This window comes from Flavobacterium fluviale (genome assembly GCF_003312915.1).
GTDB lineage: Bacteria > Bacteroidota > Bacteroidia > Flavobacteriales > Flavobacteriaceae > Flavobacterium > Flavobacterium fluviale.
Window position 1 is genome coordinate 464,768 of the sequence record NZ_CP030261.1, and the last position, 19,766, is coordinate 484,533.

General features: G+C 36.1%; 16 protein-coding genes, 2 tRNA genes and 3 rRNA genes. 3 read left to right on the top strand and 18 right to left on the bottom strand.

The window, feature by feature from the left end; translation table 11 throughout:
• Positions 1-137: 137 nt before the first annotated feature.
• Positions 138-500: a MerR family transcriptional regulator gene (locus HYN86_RS02265; protein ID WP_113676586.1), complete on the bottom strand. Its 363-nt coding sequence runs from the start codon at positions 498-500 to the stop codon at positions 138-140.
• 458 nt (positions 501-958) lie between these two features.
• On the opposite strand from HYN86_RS02265, the gene HYN86_RS02270 reads away from it, so the two are divergent.
• Positions 959-2,158, top strand: coding sequence for an outer membrane protein assembly factor BamB family protein (locus HYN86_RS02270; RefSeq protein ID WP_113676587.1), 1,200 nt, complete (start codon positions 959-961; stop codon positions 2,156-2,158).
• A 64-nt stretch (positions 2,159-2,222) separates the two neighbouring features.
• Here the strand turns inward: HYN86_RS02270 and HYN86_RS02275 are convergent, their stop codons facing one another.
• From HYN86_RS02275 to HYN86_RS02310, 9 genes are all read right to left on the bottom strand, one after another.
• Positions 2,223-3,311, bottom strand: coding sequence for an acyltransferase family protein (locus tag HYN86_RS02275; protein ID WP_113676588.1), 1,089 nt, complete (start codon positions 3,309-3,311; stop codon positions 2,223-2,225).
• A 371-nt stretch (positions 3,312-3,682) separates the two neighbouring features.
• A 5S ribosomal RNA gene (gene rrf, locus HYN86_RS02280) occupies positions 3,683-3,792 on the bottom strand.
• A gap of 174 nt (positions 3,793-3,966) precedes the next feature.
• Positions 3,967-6,850, bottom strand: a 23S ribosomal RNA gene (locus HYN86_RS02285).
• A gap of 158 nt (positions 6,851-7,008) precedes the next feature.
• Positions 7,009-7,082: transfer RNA gene (locus HYN86_RS02290), tRNA-Ala, on the bottom strand.
• A 17-nt stretch (positions 7,083-7,099) separates the two neighbouring features.
• Complete coding sequence (locus HYN86_RS21205; RefSeq protein WP_262512120.1) at positions 7,100-7,222, bottom strand: hypothetical protein; 123 nt, start codon at positions 7,220-7,222, stop codon at positions 7,100-7,102.
• Between the two features lie 25 nt (positions 7,223-7,247).
• Positions 7,248-7,321 (bottom strand) — tRNA-Ile (locus HYN86_RS02295).
• 124 nt (positions 7,322-7,445) lie between these two features.
• Positions 7,446-8,959, bottom strand: a 16S ribosomal RNA gene (locus tag HYN86_RS02300).
• The 16S, 23S and 5S rRNA genes sit together here with 2 tRNA genes alongside, the layout of an rRNA operon.
• Positions 8,960-9,827: 868 nt before the next feature.
• On the bottom strand, positions 9,828-11,063 hold the full coding sequence (locus HYN86_RS02305) for an ABC transporter permease (RefSeq protein WP_113676589.1): 1,236 nt from the start codon (positions 11,061-11,063) through the stop codon (positions 9,828-9,830).
• Positions 11,064-11,161: 98 nt separating this feature from the next.
• Positions 11,162-11,656 (bottom strand): YkgJ family cysteine cluster protein, encoded by a 495-nt coding sequence (locus HYN86_RS02310; RefSeq protein ID WP_113676590.1) that lies wholly within the window; start codon positions 11,654-11,656, stop codon positions 11,162-11,164.
• A 71-nt stretch (positions 11,657-11,727) separates the two neighbouring features.
• Here HYN86_RS02310 and HYN86_RS02315 point away from each other — a divergent pair, with 71 nt between their 5' ends.
• A complete protein-coding gene (locus HYN86_RS02315; protein ID WP_113676591.1) occupies positions 11,728-12,435 on the top strand; it encodes a class I SAM-dependent methyltransferase in 708 nt (235 codons plus the stop codon).
• A gap of 21 nt (positions 12,436-12,456) precedes the next feature.
• The gene (locus HYN86_RS02320) at positions 12,457-13,002 is read left to right on the top strand and encodes a YfiT family bacillithiol transferase (RefSeq protein WP_113676592.1); all 546 of its coding nucleotides are present in this window, start codon (positions 12,457-12,459) and stop codon (positions 13,000-13,002) included.
• A gap of 79 nt (positions 13,003-13,081) precedes the next feature.
• Here the strand turns inward: HYN86_RS02320 and HYN86_RS02325 are convergent, their stop codons facing one another.
• The 8 genes from HYN86_RS02325 to HYN86_RS02360 form a co-directional block, all read right to left on the bottom strand.
• The gene (locus HYN86_RS02325) at positions 13,082-13,714 is read right to left on the bottom strand and encodes a 7-carboxy-7-deazaguanine synthase QueE (RefSeq protein WP_113676593.1); all 633 of its coding nucleotides are present in this window, start codon (positions 13,712-13,714) and stop codon (positions 13,082-13,084) included.
• Positions 13,715-13,815: 101 nt separating this feature from the next.
• Positions 13,816-15,483: a tetratricopeptide repeat protein gene (locus HYN86_RS02330; RefSeq protein ID WP_113676594.1), complete on the bottom strand. Its 1,668-nt coding sequence runs from the start codon at positions 15,481-15,483 to the stop codon at positions 13,816-13,818.
• A gap of 18 nt (positions 15,484-15,501) precedes the next feature.
• A complete protein-coding gene (locus HYN86_RS02335; protein ID WP_113676595.1) occupies positions 15,502-16,425 on the bottom strand; it encodes a PstS family phosphate ABC transporter substrate-binding protein in 924 nt (307 codons plus the stop codon).
• A gap of 5 nt (positions 16,426-16,430) precedes the next feature.
• A complete protein-coding gene (locus HYN86_RS21105; protein ID WP_095954877.1) occupies positions 16,431-16,658 on the bottom strand; it encodes a hypothetical protein in 228 nt (75 codons plus the stop codon).
• Positions 16,658-17,461, bottom strand: a complete 804-nt coding sequence (locus tag HYN86_RS02345; RefSeq protein ID WP_113676596.1) for an energy transducer TonB — start codon at positions 17,459-17,461, stop codon at positions 16,658-16,660. The genes HYN86_RS21105 and HYN86_RS02345 overlap by 1 nt, the downstream gene beginning before the upstream one ends.
• 39 nt (positions 17,462-17,500) lie before the next feature.
• Positions 17,501-18,058: an ExbD/TolR family protein gene (locus HYN86_RS02350; RefSeq protein WP_113676597.1), complete on the bottom strand. Its 558-nt coding sequence runs from the start codon at positions 18,056-18,058 to the stop codon at positions 17,501-17,503.
• Between the two features lie 19 nt (positions 18,059-18,077).
• Positions 18,078-18,689, bottom strand: coding sequence for an ExbD/TolR family protein (locus tag HYN86_RS02355; RefSeq protein WP_113676598.1), 612 nt, complete (start codon positions 18,687-18,689; stop codon positions 18,078-18,080).
• Between the two features lie 42 nt (positions 18,690-18,731).
• Positions 18,732-19,556 (bottom strand): MotA/TolQ/ExbB proton channel family protein, encoded by an 825-nt coding sequence (locus HYN86_RS02360; protein WP_095954881.1) that lies wholly within the window; start codon positions 19,554-19,556, stop codon positions 18,732-18,734.
• Positions 19,557-19,766 lie beyond the last annotated feature (210 nt).

The following is a 19,766-nucleotide window of genomic DNA, read 5'->3' on the forward strand; positions in this document are numbered from 1 at the left end:
TAATACGACATAAATAAATAACGTTTTGAACGGAAATTTTCTTAAAACATCGCATAGTCTTTGTTAAATAACTCGTTAAGAGCCACAAAAAAACTCCCTAATTACTTAAGGAGTTTTCTACACGTTTTAAAATTGAATCAATTACTGCTTCTTTTTATTTTCTCACATACTTTTTCTAGAAGAATCTTTGTCTGCTTAAAATATCTCATTTTATCGTCAATCTCTTTTATTTTGGCTTGAAAAAGCTCAAGCGTTTCCGGTTTCGAATCGACACTTTCGAACCAGCTGTTCAATATTTTTTTTATCTCTGCCAAAGTAAATCCAACTTCCCTAGCTTCTATAATAATTTCTAGACGCTCGATAGTATTACCATCGTAATGTTTATAATTATTAGAAATCACCTTTTCATTCGTCAATCCCCTTATCATTCCTAAATTTTCATAATATCTAATAGTATGGATCGATAATCCTGTTTTTTTTGATAGTTCATTTATAAGCATAATTTTGTTTTTTCAATTAAAACAATAAAGTGTAGAGTATAGTCTATGCTTTATTGTTACAAATGTAATAATTATTTTTATTTTTAAAAGTTTTAAAAACTAGACATTCTTACATACAACATTTCATATGGAACATCTGTCCACCAAAGAATTTTTACAAATGCTCTAAAACAATTAATTCCATTCAAAATTATTAATCAAAAATCGACACAAGAGATCTTTAAACTTCTTTATAGATAGAATCACACTGATCTTAAAGAAGAAGCTATCGAAAGTAAAAAAGTGATAAATCCCATTACATAAATCACGGCTTAGTTTAACACAACGTAAACATAATTTCTTCGAGATTATACTTCTAAAGCATTATTAAGAATTTTAACTATATTTGGATAGATATTATTTGGTTTGGCAAATTTATTGCTGAAAAAGAAATCAATTCATCAATCCCAAATTTAAAAATGAAAAAAAATCTAGCAGTCCTTTTATTTATATTTACTTATATAAGTACGTTTGGGCAAACAGCTGCCACTAAAACAAATTATTCTAATAAGGTTTTAACCGCAAGTGATATGGTGACCAACAAAGTCATCAAACCTCTTAAAAAAATCCCATTAGACGACACATCAATCCTAATTTATGACTATGATGGTTCTCTTTTTTCATTTGACTTAGAAACTGAAACTATTGGCTGGACTGTAAAAGCTTCAGATTCGCATACTGAAATGTGCGCAAATAAAGTAACAATCTCTGAGGGAGTTATTTATGTTCCGTTTATTAACGGCGAAATTTTCGCAATTGATAATCAATCTGGTGAATTTTTCTGGAAATCGAGATTGGGAAATATTACAGATCAAATTGTTCTAAAAGATCAAACTCCGGTCTTGCATAATGGAAAACTTTACATAACTGCTCAAAATCAAAATCAAACAAGCAATCTATATGCTCTAGATATTAAAGATGGCAGTTTAGCATGGAATTATAAATTTGATGCTCCAAGCAACGATATTCCATTACTTTTTTTTGACAGTAAAATATTTACTCAAAGCGGATCTAATATCTATAGTTTTGATGCAAATACTGGAAAAGTCCTTAACCAAAAAAGCTTCGAAGAAGTAATGGGAGGCAAACCTGTAACAGATGGTGAAAATATATTTATAGCCAATGAAAAAGATATGCTTTATGCCTTAAATCCAAATAAACTTGATATTGCATGGCAATTTAAATTAGACGAAAATCAGTATAATATTAAGGAACGTATATTGTGCAAAGACAGCAAACTTTATTTTGCTGCTCAAGGAACTGATATTACTTCTTTATATGCTCTTGATTCAAAAACTGGAGCGAAGGTTTGGAAAACTGATTTTAAGAACGACAACATAGAATACATCACTAGGGAAAATGATAATCTTTGGGGATATACTAAAAAAGGAAAACTTTTTGAACTGGATTTATCTAATGGTGAAATAGCGTTCGAAACAAAATTAACAACTATTCCCGTTTCAAATATTGAATTTCCAAATGACGATAACCTACTTTATTATTATTGTGATGCTGGTTTAATTCAATTCGATTTAAACGAAAAAGACGAAAACGTATATTATATGCGAACTTCTCTTCTAGAAAACATTTATAGCGCATATCTCAAAATAATTCGATAACAAAAAAATAAGCCGTCGTAAACTTACGACGGCTATTTTTTTAATTTACTTACAACTTCAATTTTTATCTTGTTTTGTTTCTTTTATCATTTAAATAAGTCCTCACAGGAACATCATAAACTACCATTACTAAATATGCAAATACAACCAGAAAAATTACCGCGGTTATTATAACGAAAGCCAACTGAGAGGTATCTGGTTTATAATTAATATAATAATTCCCAAACATCCACAAAAAAGCATAATGGGTCATATATAGAGGATAGGAAATCTTTCCAGAAAATTGACAATATTTTTTTTGTCCATTTTTTAACACCGCGCCAGCTCCTAGCGCTATCAACAAAGGAAAATAAAACAACACTATTAAAACTTCTGTAAGCCAGTTCCACTTTGAAAATGGTACTATAAAAGCCAGCAGTAATAAGATAGTTAAAACTCCAAATCCAAGCTTATTTTTAATAATCCAATTAGACCGAAAAATAAGCAGACCCACTAAAAAAGAATAAGATATTCTAGCACATCCATCCCAAAAAGTCGGACCACTCCAGCCACCAAGTAGATTGCCTGAATTGTAACCCACAAAACATATCCCTATAGCAGCAATAATAGTTAACAATAAAAGATACCTGCGCGCTACTCTATATAGTATAAACGCATAAGCAATATTTGCAATATACTCCCAAAAAAGAGACCATGCAGGTGCATTAAAGCTAAACAGGTTAAAACCTCGATCTGCAATTATAGGCAAGGGTATCAAAAAAATTGAGCATAAAAAAGTCACAATAATTTTCCCAGTGCTGTATAATTCCAAATGCTCACCGAATGGATCAAATAAAAATGCCAGCAAACCAAGCACCGATCCTGCTATTACCAACGGATGCAATCTTATAATTCTAGCTATAAAAAAGTTAAAGATACCGATATTCGAAATGCGATTATCATAAGCGTATCCAATAACAAAACCAGAAAGACAAAAGAAAAAATCAACAGCCAAAAAGCCGTGTCCAATAAAATTCTTCGTGGGATCTGTAAAAACCCATTCCATAAAATGAAATATAACCACTGCAAATGCTGCAATTCCTCTTAATCCGTCAAGAATTTCAAAATGTTGTTTTGTCTGCAAAGTGGTTGTGTTAGTTTTTATTGTATTCATTAAAAATATTCTTTGCTACTAAGTTAGACTAAATTATTAACTAGTAAAGTATCGCAATTTCTACAAATTAATATTCGAATCAAAATTACATGTAGAAAGTTTAAATAACTATAATTATTAGCAACTTTTATATTATGAAAATTAATAAAGTGGTTCATTTCAATAAATCTTCGAACAGTACAATATTTGAAAAATATATTTTCTTGCAGAGTTGCTACTGAATAATTAATTCATCTCTTTTTAACTATTTAAAGATCGAATAATCATAAAACTAGTTAAGAGATATTTCTTAAGACATTACTTAAAGAAGAGATTAAAAACCAACAAAAACGAAAAAACCCTGTTTCGGTTAGAAACAGGGTTTTTACAAAGAAAGGCGACGACATACTCTCCCACAATACTGCAGTACCATCTGCGCAGGCGGGCTTAACTACTCTGTTCGGGATGGGAAGAGGTGAGCCCCGCCGCAATAACCACCTTAAGGTTTTTAGTAATTAGTGCTTAGTGCATAGTAATTAGTCCTTAGACTCTTTACCAGTTACTTTCACTAATTACTGCTCTGCGTCGAGCAAATATTTTAACATACTGAGATAAAGAAAAGTAAATATATTTTAGAAAGTTTCCTCCTCCCGTCTTTCGGCGGGAGGAAAAGGGTGTACATAAGCTTACGGATTATTAGTACTACTCGACTATGACATTACTGCCTTTACATCTATAGCCTATCAACGTGGTCATCTTCCACGATCCTTAAAAGAAATCTCATCTTGTGGTGGGTTTCGCGCTTATATGCTTTCAGCGCTTATCCCTTCCAAACGTAGCTACTCTGCGGTGCCCCTGGCGGGACAACAGATACACTAGAGGTTTGTCCAATTCGGTCCTCTCGTACTAGAATCAGATCCACTCAAATTTCTAACGCCCGCAGTAGATAGAGACCGAACTGTCTCACGACGTTCTGAACCCAGCTCGCGTGCCACTTTAATGGGCGAACAGCCCAACCCTTGGGACCTTCTCCAGCCCCAGGATGTGACGAGCCGACATCGAGGTGCCAAACCCCCCCGTCGATATGAGCTCTTGGGGGAGATCAGCCTGTTATCCCCGGCGTACCTTTTATCCTTTGAGCGATGGCCCTTCCATGCGGAACCACCGGATCACTATGCTCTACTTTCGTACCTGATCGACCTGTATGTCTCTCAGTCAAGCTCCCTTATGCCATTGCACTCTACGCACGGTTACCAAGCGTACTGAGGGAACCTTTAGAAGCCTCCGTTACTCTTTTGGAGGCGACCACCCCAGTCAAACTACCCACCAAGCAATGTCCCCCGCAAAACGGGGTTAGGCCTCAGATAAACAAAGGGTTGTATTTCAACAATGACTCCACAACGCCTGGCGACGCCGCTTCATAGTCTCCAACCTATCCTACACATCATTTATCCAAGGTCAATACTAAGCTATAGTAAAGGTGCACAGGGTCTTTTCGTCCCACTGCGGGTAAACGGCATCTTCACCGTTACTACAATTTCACCGAGCTCATGGCTGAGACAGTGTCCAGATCGTTACACCATTCGTGCAGGTCGGAACTTACCCGACAAGGAATTTCGCTACCTTAGGACCGTTATAGTTACGGCCGCCGTTTACTGGGGCTTCAATTCAATGCTTCTCCGAAGATAACATCTCCTCTTAACCTTCCAGCACCGGGCAGGTGTCAGGCCCTATACTTCATCTTACGATTTTGCAGAGCCCTGTGTTTTTGATAAACAGTCGCCTGGACCTCTTCACTGCGGCCCCGATTGCTCGGGGCGACCTTTCTCCCGAAGTTACAGGTCTATTTTGCCTAATTCCTTAGCCATGAATCTCTCGAGCACCTTAGGATTCTCTCCTCAACTACCTGTGTCGGTTTACGGTACTGGTTCTTACTGCCTGAAGTTTAGAGGTTTTTCTTGGAAGCCCTTAGGCGCACTATCTCTTTGTCCGAAGACTCCGAGTACTATCGTATTTCACCAAGCTCTACGGATTTGCCTATAGAGCCTATAGCTAGGTACTTTAACGAACTATTCCGTCAGTTCGCGGCGCTTTCATCACTCCGTCACCCCATCACAGCAATAAGAAGTACGGGAATATTAACCCGTTAGCCATCGACTGTCCCTTTCGGGTTCGCCTTAGGACCAGACTAACCCACAGCTGATTAGCATAGCTGTGGAAACCTTAGTTTTTCGGTGTGCGGGTTTCTCGCCCGCATTATCGTTACTTATGCCTACATTTTCTTTTCTGACCGGTCCAGCATACCTTACGATACACCTTCTGCCCTGTCAGAATGCTCCCCTACCACTTACAGTAAACTGTAAATCCATAGCTTCGGTAATATGCTTATGCCCGATTATTATCCATGCTCGTCCGCTCGACTAGTGAGCTGTTACGCACTCTTTAAATGAATGGCTGCTTCCAAGCCAACATCCTAGCTGTCTGGGCAGACAAACCTCGTTCTTTCAACTTAGCATATATTTGGGGACCTTAGCTGATGGTCTGGGTTCTTTCCCTCTCGGACTTGGACCTTAGCACCCAAGCCCTCACTGTTAGTGAACATTATACAGCATTCGGAGTTTGTCAGGAATTGGTAGGCGGTGAAGCCCCCGCATCCAATCAGTAGCTCTACCTCTGTATAACTTTATAACTAACGCTGCACCTAAATGCATTTCGGGGAGTACGAGCTATTTCCGAGTTTGATTGGCCTTTCACCCCTACCCACAGGTCATCCGAAGACTTTTCAACGTCAACCGGTTCGGTCCTCCACTGTGTGTTACCACAGCTTCAACCTGCCCATGGGTAGATCACACGGTTTCGCGTCTAACACTACTGACTAAAGCGCCCTATTCAGACTCGCTTTCGCTGCGGATCCATGTCTTAAACACTTATCCTTGCCAGCAACGTTAACTCGTAGGCTCATTATGCAAAAGGCACGCCGTCACCCCACGAAAGGGCTCCGACCGCTTGTAAGCGTATGGTTTCAGGATCTATTTCACTCCGTTATTCACGGTTCTTTTCACCTTTCCCTCACGGTACTGGTTCACTATCGGTCTCTCAGGAGTATTTAGCCTTAGCGGATGGTCCCGCCAAATTCAGACAGGGTTTCACGTGCCCCGCCCTACTCAGGATACCACTATCTATTATACTTGTTACCCATACGGGGCTCTCACCCTCTATGGCGTTACTTTCCAGCAACTTCCGGTTCCTTGTACATAAAATATCGTGGTCCTACAACCCCAGCACTGCCGTAACAGCACTGGTTTGGGCTAATCCGCGTTCGCTCGCCACTACTTACGGAATCACTTTTGTTTTCTTCTCCTCCGCCTACTTAGATGTTTCAGTTCAGCGGGTTTGCCCACCTATCGGTGTGTTATGCCTTCAGCATAACGGGTTGCCCCATTCAGGTATCTGCGGATCAATCGGTGTGTGCCCGTCCCCGCAGCTTTTCGCAGCTTATCACGCCTTTCATCGCCTCTGAGAGCCTAGGCATCCCCCATACGCCCTTATTTTGCTTATTGTACCAATCTTGTTTCTTAAAACAAGACCGTTTTTTTTGTTCTTTGTTATTGCTAACAAAAAACGCTTTCTACTTTCTTATTATTTTCTTATCTCAATATGTCAATGAACTTTGTTTCGCTTTAAGCCATAGGCTGTAAGCTGTAAGCTTTCGCTTTTGTGGAGAATAACGGAGTCGAACCGTTGACCTCCTGCGTGCAAGGCAGGCGCTCTAGCCAGCTGAGCTAATCCCCCATTTTAAATCTTAGATTTTAGAATTCAGATTTTAGATTTCTTAATTCTTCTCTAATTTCCTTTGGTGAATCCCAGCTTCCAGAATTTCCTTTAATCAAGCTTACAGTCTTTTTTTTCTGCTTTTGTAATTTACAATTCATAATTTACAAGCATCATTTTAAAAAGTAGTCCCGGGCAGACTCGAACTGCCGACCCCTACATTATCAGTGTAGTACTCTAACCAGCTGAGCTACGAGACTCTGTTTTACTTAATTTTCATTTCTTTTAAATTAACAGCAAGAGTAATACAATCTCCAATTCAGATTCCTTTAAATAAAAACCTTTTTTCCTAAGCGTGTGCAGGCACTAACACTCAGGCTCTAGAAAGGAGGTGTTCCAGCCGCACCTTCCGGTACGGCTACCTTGTTACGACTTAGCCCTAGTTACCAGTTTTACCCTAGGCAGCTCCTTGCGGTCACCGACTTCAGGCACCCCCAGCTTCCATGGCTTGACGGGCGGTGTGTACAAGGCCCGGGAACGTATTCACCGGATCATGGCTGATATCCGATTACTAGCGATTCCAGCTTCACGGAGTCGAGTTGCAGACTCCGATCCGAACTGTGACCGGCTTTGTAGATTCGCTCCTGGTCACCCAGTGGCTGCTCTCTGTACCGGCCATTGTAGCACGTGTGTAGCCCAAGGCGTAAGGGCCGTGATGATTTGACGTCATCCCCACCTTCCTCACAGTTTGCACTGGCAGTCTTGTTAGAGTTCCCGACTTGACTCGCTGGCAACTAACAACAGGGGTTGCGCTCGTTATAGGACTTAACCTGACACCTCACGGCACGAGCTGACGACAACCATGCAGCACCTTGTAAATTGTCTTGCGAAAGTTCTGTTTCCAAAACGGTCAATCTACATTTAAGCCTTGGTAAGGTTCCTCGCGTATCATCGAATTAAACCACATGCTCCACCGCTTGTGCGGGCCCCCGTCAATTCCTTTGAGTTTCATTCTTGCGAACGTACTCCCCAGGTGGGATACTTATCACTTTCGCTTAGCCACTGAGATTGCTCCCAACAGCTAGTATCCATCGTTTACGGCGTGGACTACCAGGGTATCTAATCCTGTTCGCTACCCACGCTTTCGTCCATCAGCGTCAATCCATTAGTAGTAACCTGCCTTCGCAATTGGTATTCCATGTAATCTCTAAGCATTTCACCGCTACACTACATATTCTAGTTACTTCCTAATAATTCAAGTTCAGCAGTATCAATGGCCGTTCCACCGTTGAGCGATGGGCTTTCACCACTGACTTACTAAACCGCCTACGGACCCTTTAAACCCAATGATTCCGGATAACGCTTGGATCCTCCGTATTACCGCGGCTGCTGGCACGGAGTTAGCCGATCCTTATTCTTACGATACCGTCAAGCTCCTATACATAGGAGTGTTTCTTCTCGTACAAAAGCAGTTTACAATCCATAGGACCGTCATCCTGCACGCGGCATGGCTGGATCAGGCTTGCGCCCATTGTCCAATATTCCTCACTGCTGCCTCCCGTAGGAGTCTGGTCCGTGTCTCAGTACCAGTGTGGGGGATCTCCCTCTCAGGACCCCTACCCATCGTTGCCTTGGTAAGCCGTTACCTTACCAACAAGCTAATGGGACGCATGCTCATCTTTCACCGTTGTGACTTTAATAATTAAACCATGCGGTTTGATTATACTATGAGGTATTAATCCAAATTTCTCTGGGCTATCCCTCTGTGAAAGGCAGATTGCATACGCGTTACGCACCCGTGCGCCGGTCTCTATCTCCGAAGAAATATACCCCTCGACTTGCATGTGTTAAGCCTGCCGCTAGCGTTCATCCTGAGCCAGGATCAAACTCTTCATCGTATATTGTAATATTATATATCGGTGAATATCTATCGGTTCTTTTCGAATCTTGCAATTCTATTACTCTTATTCTTTTGTCCTAACATCTCTGTTAAAACGGCTGTCAATTCAATATGTCTACGAACGTGTCTTCTTTTCTCTTTTCGCTTGTTTCTCAAAGCGGGTGCAAAACTAAAAATTATTTTTGTTTCCTGCAAGAAAAAATTAATAAAATTTGAAACTTTTTTTTCGTCTCTTTTTCTTCATTTTCTCTCTCAGTATCTCAAGGAACATTCCGTGTTTTGCGGGGTGCAAATGTAATATCCGTTTTCCATTCTCACAAGCTTTTTCTAATCTTTTTTGAAAATTTCTTTTCAGCTTTGATTGCTTTTTCTTGTCAGTCTTTCAGGGAACGTCTATCGTTTCTGCGGGTGCAAAAGTACCACCTTTATTTACATTTACAAGACTTTCTTTTATATTTTTTCCATGTTTTTAAACACTTTTTTCTTAACAGACTGATAACATCACATTTGCATCTAAAAATTTTTTTAAACATTGTCAGTTTTTTCTTCTTTAAGCTGATATTTCCTCAGTTTAAGCCTGATTTCTCATTCCATTTTTGCAGGGTTTTTAGTTTTCACGACCCTTTTAATGCTTTTTATTCAAATGTGATATTGAAAACTACTTCTTCTGCCGCGACAGCAGTGTAAAAAGCTTCTTATTTATACCAAAGTCCCAATTCTTAAATTCCAAATTCCAAATTTACTGTACAGGGGCTTCGACTCCGCTCAGCCTGACAGATGTTTTCTTCTCTTATATATATGTATAAAAATTAAACCCGACAGGTTTCTAAAACCTGTCGGGTTGTATGATCGCTTTACCGCATACTCTAATCGAAACGAATCGCTTTTACTGGAGATATTTTGGTTATTATATATGATGGTATTAATAGCACCAGGAAACAAATCGCAATAGTTAATAAATTCAGCAGAAGAATATAAATCCAGTTAAGATAAACTGGAGCTTGGTTTACATAGTAATTTTCAGGATTCAGCTCAATTACCCCAAAGTACTGCTGAATCAACAAAAGTGAAATACCAATTAAATTCCCCCAGAACAAACCGCGAAGAATTAAATAGAAGGCATTGTAGAGAAATATTTTACGCACCGTCCAATTATTGGCTCCCATAGATTTTAAAATTCCAATCATTTGGGTTCTTTCCAAAATAAGTACTAATAAAGCAACTACCATATTAATTGTCGCCACTAATATCATTACCGCGAGAATAATTACTATATTAAAATCGAACAGCTGCAACCAATCAAAAATATAACTATACTTTTCTACAATAGTTTTGGTATCTAGATTTGAAGATGTTTGTTCGTAAATTTGATTCCCTACAGCTTTTATATTATTAAAGTCTTTTACAAACACTTCAAACGCGCCAATTTGATCTTCACTCCATTTATTGATTTTTTGGATATGACGAATGTCTCCAATAATATATGTCGCATCGAAATCTTGGAATCCGGAATTAAATATCGCTGCGATTTTGAATCTTCGGCTGTTAGGTAATTTTCCTTGTTCTTCTTTAATAAAGAATGCATTGAATTGATCCCCTACTTTCAAATTTAATCGATCTGCAAGAAATCTAGAAATAATTACATCTTCATTTAATTCATTTCGAAAGTTTGGTAATTTGCCCTCTACTATATATTCAGCGATATTATTCCAATCGTAATCAGCACCTACTCCTTTAAACACAATTCCTTCGAATGCATTTTCTGTTCGAATGATTCCCGCTTTACTTGCTATCGCCTGAATATGGCTAACTTCTGGTACGGACTTAAAATTTGGATAAAAATCCTGTTTTTTAGAAATTGGAACTACTGTAATTTCAGAATTATTATTGTCATAATTCGAAATTATAATCTGGCCATTAAATGCCGATACTTTATCACGGATTTTCTTCTGGAGTCCTATTCCAGTTGCAACCGAAACAATCATCATAATAATTCCAATTGCAATCGCAGAAATCGCAATCTTAATTATAGGCGCCGAAATACTGCTTTTGTAATTTTTAGCAGTAATAAGTCTTGTGGCTATAAAATATTCTAAATTCAAATTCGAGGCTTCTTTAATTATTATTCACTTCTTTCAAAAGTACATCTTATAAAGAGAAAATTAGATTCTCTACAAGACAATTACCATTTTTAATTTTATTACAGAGGAAGTTTCTTTTTCATCTCTTCTACTATATTAAATGCAGCTGGACAAATTTCGACGTTTTTCAATGTCAAGTTAGAAATTTGATGAAATTTATTTCTATCAGTATGTGGAAATTCTCGACAAGCTTTTGGTCGAACATCATAAATCATGCAATAATTTTCGTTGTCTAGAAAAGTACAGGGAACACTTTGCAATACATAATCTTTATCTTCATCAATTCTAAGATATTGTTCTATAAATTGCTGTGGTTTTTGCCTTAAGTGTTTTGAGATACGCTCAATATCGGCCAAAGTAAATAATGGCCCAGTTGTTTTGCAGCAATTGGCGCATTTCAAACAATCCGTTCTCTTAAATTCTGCATTGTGCAAATCTTGCATAATGTAATCTAAATTCTTCGGCTGTTTCTTTTTAAGCTTATCAAAATACTTTTTATTCTCGATATGCTTATCTTTGGCTAACTTACTTAAGTTATTTAAAATCTGTTTCAAGTTTAAAATTTAAAGTTGATGTGCAAAATTAAGCAACTTTAAACTTGAAACCTTAAACTTTGACTAAAACAATGAAAGATCTTTTTGGAAAAGCGATATTTGATTTCTATACCAATAATTCGCCTGAAGATATTATTACCGAAACTTCGATTTCTGAAGAAGACGAAATGAGCGTTGAATATCTTTTTCGCTCTTATAATGAAATGCCATTAATTGAACAAAAAGCGTTGCAGCTGGCAAAAGGAAAAACTCTTGATGTTGGATGCGGTGCTGGAAGTCATGCTTTGTCTTTGCAAAATGAACGAAATCTAGATGTAGTCGCCATTGATATTTCGGAAAAAGCAATTGAAACTTCTGTTCTTAGAGGAATAAAAAATGCTAAGGTTAAAAATATTTTAGATTTTGAAGGAGAGAAATTCGACACTATTTTACTTCTCATGAACGGAACAGGTATTTTTGGCAAATTAAAAGACTGTAATAAATACCTAACTAAATTAAAATCACTTTTAAATTCTGGCGGACAAATTTTAATTGACAGCTCTGATATCATTTACATGTTTGATGAAGATGAAGACGGCGGAAAGTGGATTCCTTCTGAAAATGATTATTATGGTGAACTTATTTTTAATATAACTTACAAAAAAGAAAAGGAGGAACCTTTTAACTGGTTGTATTTAGATTATAACACGCTTCAAAATGCTGCAATCGCTAACGGACTAAAATGCGAACTTGTTCTTGAAGGCGAACATTATGATTATTTAGCCCGACTTTCTATTTAAAATAAAAAATTCTTTAAACTTATGACTGAATTAGATTTAGAAAAATTAAAATATCCTATTGGAAAATTCACAGCACCAAATAATTATTCTGCAGCATATCTTTCTGAGAAAATATCCGAAATCGAAACCTTTCCTGCAAGACTCGAAAAAGAAGTAATTCATTTAACAGACGACCAACTGGACACTCCCTATCGTCCTGAAGGATGGACCGTACGCCAAGTCATTCATCATTGTGCCGAAAGTCATATGAATTGTTACATTAGAATTAAATGGGCTTTAACTGAAAATAACCCCGTAATAAAAGCTTACGATGAAGTTCTTTGGTCAGAATTAAATGATAATCTAAGCATGCCGATCAAACCAACACTTGATTTATTAAAAGGACTTCATTTTAGATTAGCTTATATAATGAAAAGTTTATCAGAATCTGATTTAGAGAAAACTTTTGTTCATCCTTCAGATAACTCAGAAAATAAAATTAAAAAAATTATAGGATCATACGCTTGGCATGGAAACCATCATCTAGCACATATTACAAGTTTAAAAAATTATAAAAACTGGGAATAACAAAAATGTATATCATTTACACAATTGTATACATTTGAGTAAACAAAAAGTCTCTTCAAATGAAGAGACTTTTTGTTTATTATGGTATATTTAAATACTTATGAGTTTGTAGTGAAACCCTCCATTTAGGATTATTCATAACATAGTCAACAATAAGCGGAGTCATTTCCTCTTTTTTACTCCATTCTGGCTGTAAAAATAGAATTGCGTTATTGTTTACTAATTCTGCCTGCTCTTCTGCAAAAATAAAATCATGTTTATTATGAATAATCACTTTTAATTCGTGAGCATTATCATAAACAGTTTGAGTTGGTAATTTATTTTTTTTCGGAGAAAGACAGATCCAGTCCCATGTACCTGACAGGTTAAAAGCGCCTGAAGTTTCTATATGCACTTTTAAGTTTTTTTCTTTTAAGCGTTCCGTCAAAAGCGTCATATCCCAAGATAAAGGCTCACCTCCAGTTACAACAACCGTATCAGCATATTTTGCTGCATTTTCAACAATTAAATCAATACTTGTCGGCGGATGGATTGCTGCATTCCAGCTTTCTTTCACATCACACCAATGACATCCTACATCACATCCTCCAATTCTAATAAAATAAGCAGCTCGGCCTGTATGCGCACCTTCACCTTGAATGGTATAAAATTCTTCCATCAAAGGAAGCATTGCTCCTTTATTTACTTCTAATTGTATTTCTTTTGGTAACATTTTATTATTTTAAGAATGCAAAGATAGTCAATAATATACGGAACAAAAAAAACCGATAGTTTATTGAACTATCGGCTTTCTATTTATTTTAAAAATCTAGATTATTTTAAAGATTTTATTGATTGCGCAGCGTAAGTATTTGCTGGATCTAAAACTAATGTTTTATTAAAATACTCTAAAGCTTTTACTTTATCAGTATTTGCATAGGCCGCTCCGATTGCGTTGTAAGCCTCAACGATTTTTTTAGCCGTTGCAGGTTTAGCCACTTCCTCTGCACCTTTTGCAGTAATTTTAGTTACGTATTCTTCGTAGTTTTTGATAATCAAATCATCTTTGTCTAATGCACTACTGATTCTTCCTTTGTACAAATAAGCTTCATCGTATGTTGGAGACGCTTCAAGAACTTTATCAAAAGTAGCATTTGCTTTTTCTAAAGCAGCTTTATCACGGCTTTCAACAGGTTTACCAGCATTACCATAGTAAACAGAAATTCCATAATAAACAGCATCATCCAAATAATTTTTAGATTCTTTATTGTTTGCGCCAAGTTCAAAAATTGAAGCAGCTTGAACATATTGTTTTTTACCAAACAATTCTTTTCCGAAATCAGCAAATTCTTCTACAACTAAAGGCTCTAATTCAATTGCTTTTTTGATATCAGCCAAACCTGCATCAAAAGCAGCTTGATCTATTGTGCCATCTGCAGCAGTTCCTTTTTTAATTTTAGCTAATCCTAAGTAGTAGTAATCTCTTCCAATTACTTTATTCTCAGGCGCTTTCATAAAGTCCTCAATAGATTTGATAGCTACATCAACATTTCCGTTTTCGTAAGCAGCATATCCTAAATATCTATAAATTCTAGGATTAACTTTATCCTCAGCAATCATTTTGTTTGCAACAGTTTCCAATTGCTTGTAATCTTTAACTAAGATCAAGAAATCTGCATGACGCATTTTAGAATTCATTGAATAATCAGTTAAACTCAAATACTTCTCATAGTTTGTAATCGCATTTTGCAAATTAACTTTAGAAGTAGAAGGTTTGTTTCTTGCCCATTTGTAATAAGTCTCAGCAAGTTCTCTGTAAACTGGTCCATAATTAGCATCTAAAGCAATAACTTCATTGAATGACTTAATTGCTTCATCGTAAGATTTAGCTCCTTTTAACAAAACACCTAATTGCATTTTTGCTCTTAACAAAGTATTATCAGCCGTAAAAGCATCACGGTAAGATTTATAAGCTTCATTTTGGTTGTTTGATCCATAATAGGCATCACCAATAGCTAAAAGTGCCTGAGCATTTTGAGGATCAACTACTAATGCACGTTTCAATACTTCAACAGCATTTTTATAGTCTGGATTATCAGAATTCATATATGCTCTAGCGATGTAAATAAACTCATTTACATCTTTCTTTCTCATATCTTTAGTTGCTAAAGCAAAATTTGCCTGAGCTGCTGTTGTATTTTTAGCATCTAAATCTAATTGACCTAAACCAATATAGTTTAAGTTTTTCTTATCTGAAGCCTGCAATCCATTATTATAATAGATTTTAGCAGAATCAACAACAGATTGATTCAAATAAACATTTCCTAAAACAAAATTCGCTTCACCGTCTGAAGGTTTAGATTTGATGATTGTTTTAAGGATTGTTTTTGCCTTATCAAATTGTTCTGCATCAATCGCTTTTTTTGCTTGGTTGATGTCTTGCGCTGTTGCCGCAGTCGCCGAAGCTACTAATGCAAGACTAAAAATTTTAAATTTATTCATCTTTTTATCGTAATTAATTTATTCTTTATCTTTTATAATTTCATTTCTAATTTTAAGCTTACGTCCAGGTGTTTTATATGGCAGTAATCCCGACTTTAGAACTATGCGTTGTCCAATATCTCCAGCTATAAATGATGCTAATCCCATTCCTAGTCCAGAATAACCTTGGCAATTTATAATAAACAAATCACGTGCCAAAGGATATTTACCAATTTCTAAGTCATTTTGAGTAGGACTATAATATTCGTTGCTGTTTAGCCCCTTTACATAAAGAACGTTTATCTTATTAATAGTCTCATTCATATCCGGAGTTGGCTGGTAAAACCAATTGACACCGATAACACCAATCATTCCTTCATTTTCAGAAACAAATTTGATTACTTCATTATTTGTTTTAAATGAAAATACCCCTTCTTTAGGAACCTCTTTAATTTTCGCCAATTCCTTCATGTAACGAACAGTACTTGAGTTAGGATTATCAAAAACTAAACCTTTAATTTTAGTATTAGGTTTACCCTGTAGAAAGTCGATTACACTTTTCAACGCAATAAGCGTATCATTATTGCTCTTACTTGAAATAAATGCGATAGCATCATGAGCAAAAGGCGTTACTCGCGGATTAATTTTGCTTTTTTCAAAGCGAACTCTTTCGTCTGCTGTTAAATCTCTTGTTGTTATTGCAACTTTAGCTTTCTGATTTAACAAATCATTGATTACTTCAGCTTCCGATTTTGGCTTAACTGTAATTTTTGCATCATAGTAAGTTCCTTCAAAAACAGCAACTTGATCATCAACAATCTGCTTAACGGTTTCGTCAACGGCAACATCTAGTGATCCTTTTAAAATTGTTTCTTTCTCGGCTTCGTTCTTGTTTTTTTGGTTGCACATTACAAACAAAAAGACAAAAATTATCAATCCTAAAGCCTTACTATATTTCAACATACTTATTATTCTTTTGAATTAATTAACCTTAAAAACCTTATTCCTGAATATACAATCAGCAGTCCTCCGAATGCATATCTATATTTTGGTTCCATGTCAAGCGGAAGCTTTTCCCAAAACATAATCATTAAACCGAGTACAAGATAAATTAAAAAAAACAGTATTCCTAAAACAAGAAGAAATCGCTCTTTGAGCGATTTCTTCTGAATATTATTAAGCATATCTTTTAACATTATTCTGCAGATTGAATAGTAATAGGAAGAGAATATAATACCCTAACTTTTTTACCATTTTGCTCGCCAGGAGTCCATTTTGGACATTTTTTAAGAACACGAATTGCTTCTGCTCCTGTACCGTAACCGATATCCCTTAAAACTTTAATGTCGGTTAATGAACCGTCTTTTTCAACTACAAACGTAACGTAAACTTTACCTTTTAAACCTTCCTCTTCTGGAGTTTTGTAATTGTTTCCTACGAATTTGTAGAATTTCTCAATTCCTCCTGGAAAGTCTGGCTTCACCTCGATTCCAGCTGTGTTATAAACAGTGTTATCTTCTTGAATTACCTCTTGTACTGGTCCTTTTCCAACTGGCTCATCTACAGTTAAAACTGCATCTGGATCTCCTTTGATGGTTTCAGCACCAACTTTTTTGTCCTTTAAATCCACAATTTTTGGTGGATCTTCAGTAATTTCTTCTGCCTTCGCAACCACTGGTTTTACGAACTTCACCTGATCCACTTTTGGCGGTGGCGGCGGTGGTGGCGGTTGATTTGGTTTTATTTCCTCTTTTTTCTTTGGAGGTAATTTAACCGTTGCAATTTTGATATCGTTATTTACCACTTCTTCTTCAGAGTCTGGTAAAAAGCTTGCAATAAGAGGAGCTGCAACAGCAAAGCTAAAAATAAGAGAACCGACAACAAGTGCTTTCACAGTCGTTTTACCGTTCGATTTTCTCAGCTCATATGCACCATATATCTTATTACGCCCTTCGAATACGATATCAAGCCACTGATTTTTTATAATATCTAATTTCATATCTCTTGATTTTTAATTTGACAAAAATTAAGAATGCTCTTATTTTTTATCTATTAATTTCGTTTCCTCTGGTGAAAATTCAGGAACAATAGCATAAGTGTCTACCCCTGAAATTGCCATCTCATCCAAAATATCAACCAAATTACGGTAATTTGATTTCTTAGTTGGTTTAATGATCACAATGATACCATTATTAGGTTTTCCTATAGATGCAGAATAAGCTAATACATTTTTCTTTTGTTTTAACAATTCTCTACGGATACCATCCTTACCATATGCAATGTCTTTAGGACCTACTTTTGGAGTAGCTAACAGACCCATATAGTATACCATTTTGTTATCATCACCTAACATCACTGTCATGGTACGATTTTCATCTACCTTGGTATTATCTATTGGTTTATCATCTGGACTCTTATCCGGCAATGACAAATCCATCGATTGAGGTTTTGACAACGAAGTAGTTAACATAAAGAATGTGATCAATAAGAATGCCAAATCCACCATCGCCGTTAAATCGACTTTTGAATTTTGCTTTTTACTTCTTACTTTACCACCTTTACCACCACCGCCGTCGCCTGTATTTAATTCAGCCATTTTAGTGTATATTTTTTAATTAAAAGTCTCTCCCTCTCTTACCAGTAACTAAGTTAAAGGAATTGATTTTCTGATCTTGTAAAATATCCATAATTTTTTTAATTTTTGGATATTCTTCTTTAGCATCTCCTTTTATAGCAATCTGCAATTCTTTATCATCCAAATCAATTGTAGCTCTTCTAGAAATTAGAAGCCAGTCTTTTAATTGATTATCTAATGAATCTAAAGGAATTCCAGGCTGTGGCGCTTTGGTTCTGTCCGCCGCTTTCAAATCAATGATCTGTTTCAAACCTGTAATTGGCACACCAAAATCATCCATAAGAGCAAATTTGGCTTTATCTTCTTCTGAAAATTCTATACCATATTTTGCACCCATTCCTTCAAGAGTTCTTTTACGAACTTCTCTTCCTTTGATGTCAAAAAACACTTTCCCTTTTCCTATTGTAATAATAGCCAAATCTGTGTCTGGCAGTTTAGTTTGAGCAACAGAAGAAGGCATGTCTACAGGAAGTGCCTCTGGCACTTTAGCAGTAGCGGTCAAAATAAAGAACGTTAGCAAAAGGAATGCAACATCACACATCGCAGTCATATCTGTCGATGTCGACTTTTTTTTCATTTTTATTTTAGCCATTATCTTTTATTTTATTTTTTTGATATTAATATCAAAAATTAATTATTGTCTTAAACTTCCTCTGAATTTTCTGTAAGTATTCACGATTGTAGTACCAGCCTCATCGATAGAGTAAGTTAAATCGTCAATTTTAGCAGTAAAGAAGTTGTAAGAAACAATCGCTAAGATAGAAGTAGAGATACCTGTAGCAGTGTTGATAAGTGCCTCAGAAATACCTGTTGCAAGAGCAGCTTGGTCAGGAGTACCAGCAGAAGCTAACGCACCAAACGCTTTAATCATACCAGATACAGTTCCTAATAATCCTCCTAATGTACCTAAAGATACTAAAGTAGAGATAATAGTCATGTTTTTCTCTAACATTGGCATTTCTAATGAAGTTGCCTCTTCGATTTCTTTGTGGATTACTTCAGAAGCTTCTTCGCTATTGAATCCTTCTTTTTTAACATCTTGGTATTTTACCAAAGCAGATTTAATTGCATTAGCAACTGAACCTTGTTGTTTGTCACATGCAGCGATAGCAGCTTCGATGTTTCCTTCTTTAATATTTCCTTGTACATTTTTCATAAATGTATCTAGGTTAGCTTTTCCAGCAGCTTTACCAATAACAATAAATCTTTCAATAGAAAAAACAACAACCATTAAAAACATACCTAATAATACAGGTACAATGAATCCTCCTTTGTAAACTTGACCTAATGTATTAATTGGATGTCCAGTTTCTGGATTACCTCCTTCGAAGTTAGCAGAATCCCCCATGATTACTTTCCAAATAAACACCCCTACTAAGATACACGCTACAATAATGATTCCAGTAACCATTCCTCCCCCATTTGAAGTGCTTTCTTTTTTAACTTTAACGTTTGCCATTTTTTTTAATTTTAATAGTTTTAAATAATTTTTATTTTTTAGTTATATTTAACTTGTAGAGGAGCAAATTTATACGTTTAGTTTAAATAAAAAAACTTTTTTTAATTTTATTGATCGAAATTTAACTTCAATTTAAAAAATATCTCATTAAATTGCCGGCGCCATTTTTTAGATAAAACAAAAATAAGGACGATAATTAGAAAAATTACA

What these genes read in the sequence shown, in the direction of transcription:
- HYN86_RS02265 (WP_113676586.1), bottom strand. Translation starts at nt 500, where the DNA reads ATGCTTATAAATGAACTATCAAAAAAAACAGGATTATCGATCCATACT.
- HYN86_RS02270 (WP_113676587.1), top strand. Translation starts at nt 959, where the DNA reads ATGAAAAAAAATCTAGCAGTCCTTTTATTTATATTTACTTATATAAGT.
- HYN86_RS02275 (WP_113676588.1), bottom strand. Translation starts at nt 3,311, where the DNA reads ATGAATACAATAAAAACTAACACAACCACTTTGCAGACAAAACAACAT.
- HYN86_RS21205 (WP_262512120.1), bottom strand. Translation starts at nt 7,222, where the DNA reads ATGAATTGTAAATTACAAAAGCAGAAAAAAAAGACTGTAAGCTTGATT.
- HYN86_RS02315 (WP_113676591.1), top strand. Translation starts at nt 11,728, where the DNA reads ATGAAAGATCTTTTTGGAAAAGCGATATTTGATTTCTATACCAATAAT.
- HYN86_RS02320 (WP_113676592.1), top strand. Translation starts at nt 12,457, where the DNA reads ATGACTGAATTAGATTTAGAAAAATTAAAATATCCTATTGGAAAATTC.
- HYN86_RS02325 (WP_113676593.1), bottom strand. Translation starts at nt 13,714, where the DNA reads ATGTTACCAAAAGAAATACAATTAGAAGTAAATAAAGGAGCAATGCTT.
- HYN86_RS02330 (WP_113676594.1), bottom strand. Translation starts at nt 15,483, where the DNA reads ATGAATAAATTTAAAATTTTTAGTCTTGCATTAGTAGCTTCGGCGACT.
- HYN86_RS02335 (WP_113676595.1), bottom strand. Translation starts at nt 16,425, where the DNA reads ATGTTGAAATATAGTAAGGCTTTAGGATTGATAATTTTTGTCTTTTTG.
- HYN86_RS21105 (WP_095954877.1), bottom strand. Translation starts at nt 16,658, where the DNA reads ATGTTAAAAGATATGCTTAATAATATTCAGAAGAAATCGCTCAAAGAG.
- HYN86_RS02345 (WP_113676596.1), bottom strand. Translation starts at nt 17,461, where the DNA reads ATGAAATTAGATATTATAAAAAATCAGTGGCTTGATATCGTATTCGAA.
- HYN86_RS02350 (WP_113676597.1), bottom strand. Translation starts at nt 18,058, where the DNA reads ATGGCTGAATTAAATACAGGCGACGGCGGTGGTGGTAAAGGTGGTAAA.
- HYN86_RS02355 (WP_113676598.1), bottom strand. Translation starts at nt 18,689, where the DNA reads ATGGCTAAAATAAAAATGAAAAAAAAGTCGACATCGACAGATATGACT.
- HYN86_RS02360 (WP_095954881.1), bottom strand. Translation starts at nt 19,556, where the DNA reads ATGGCAAACGTTAAAGTTAAAAAAGAAAGCACTTCAAATGGGGGAGGA.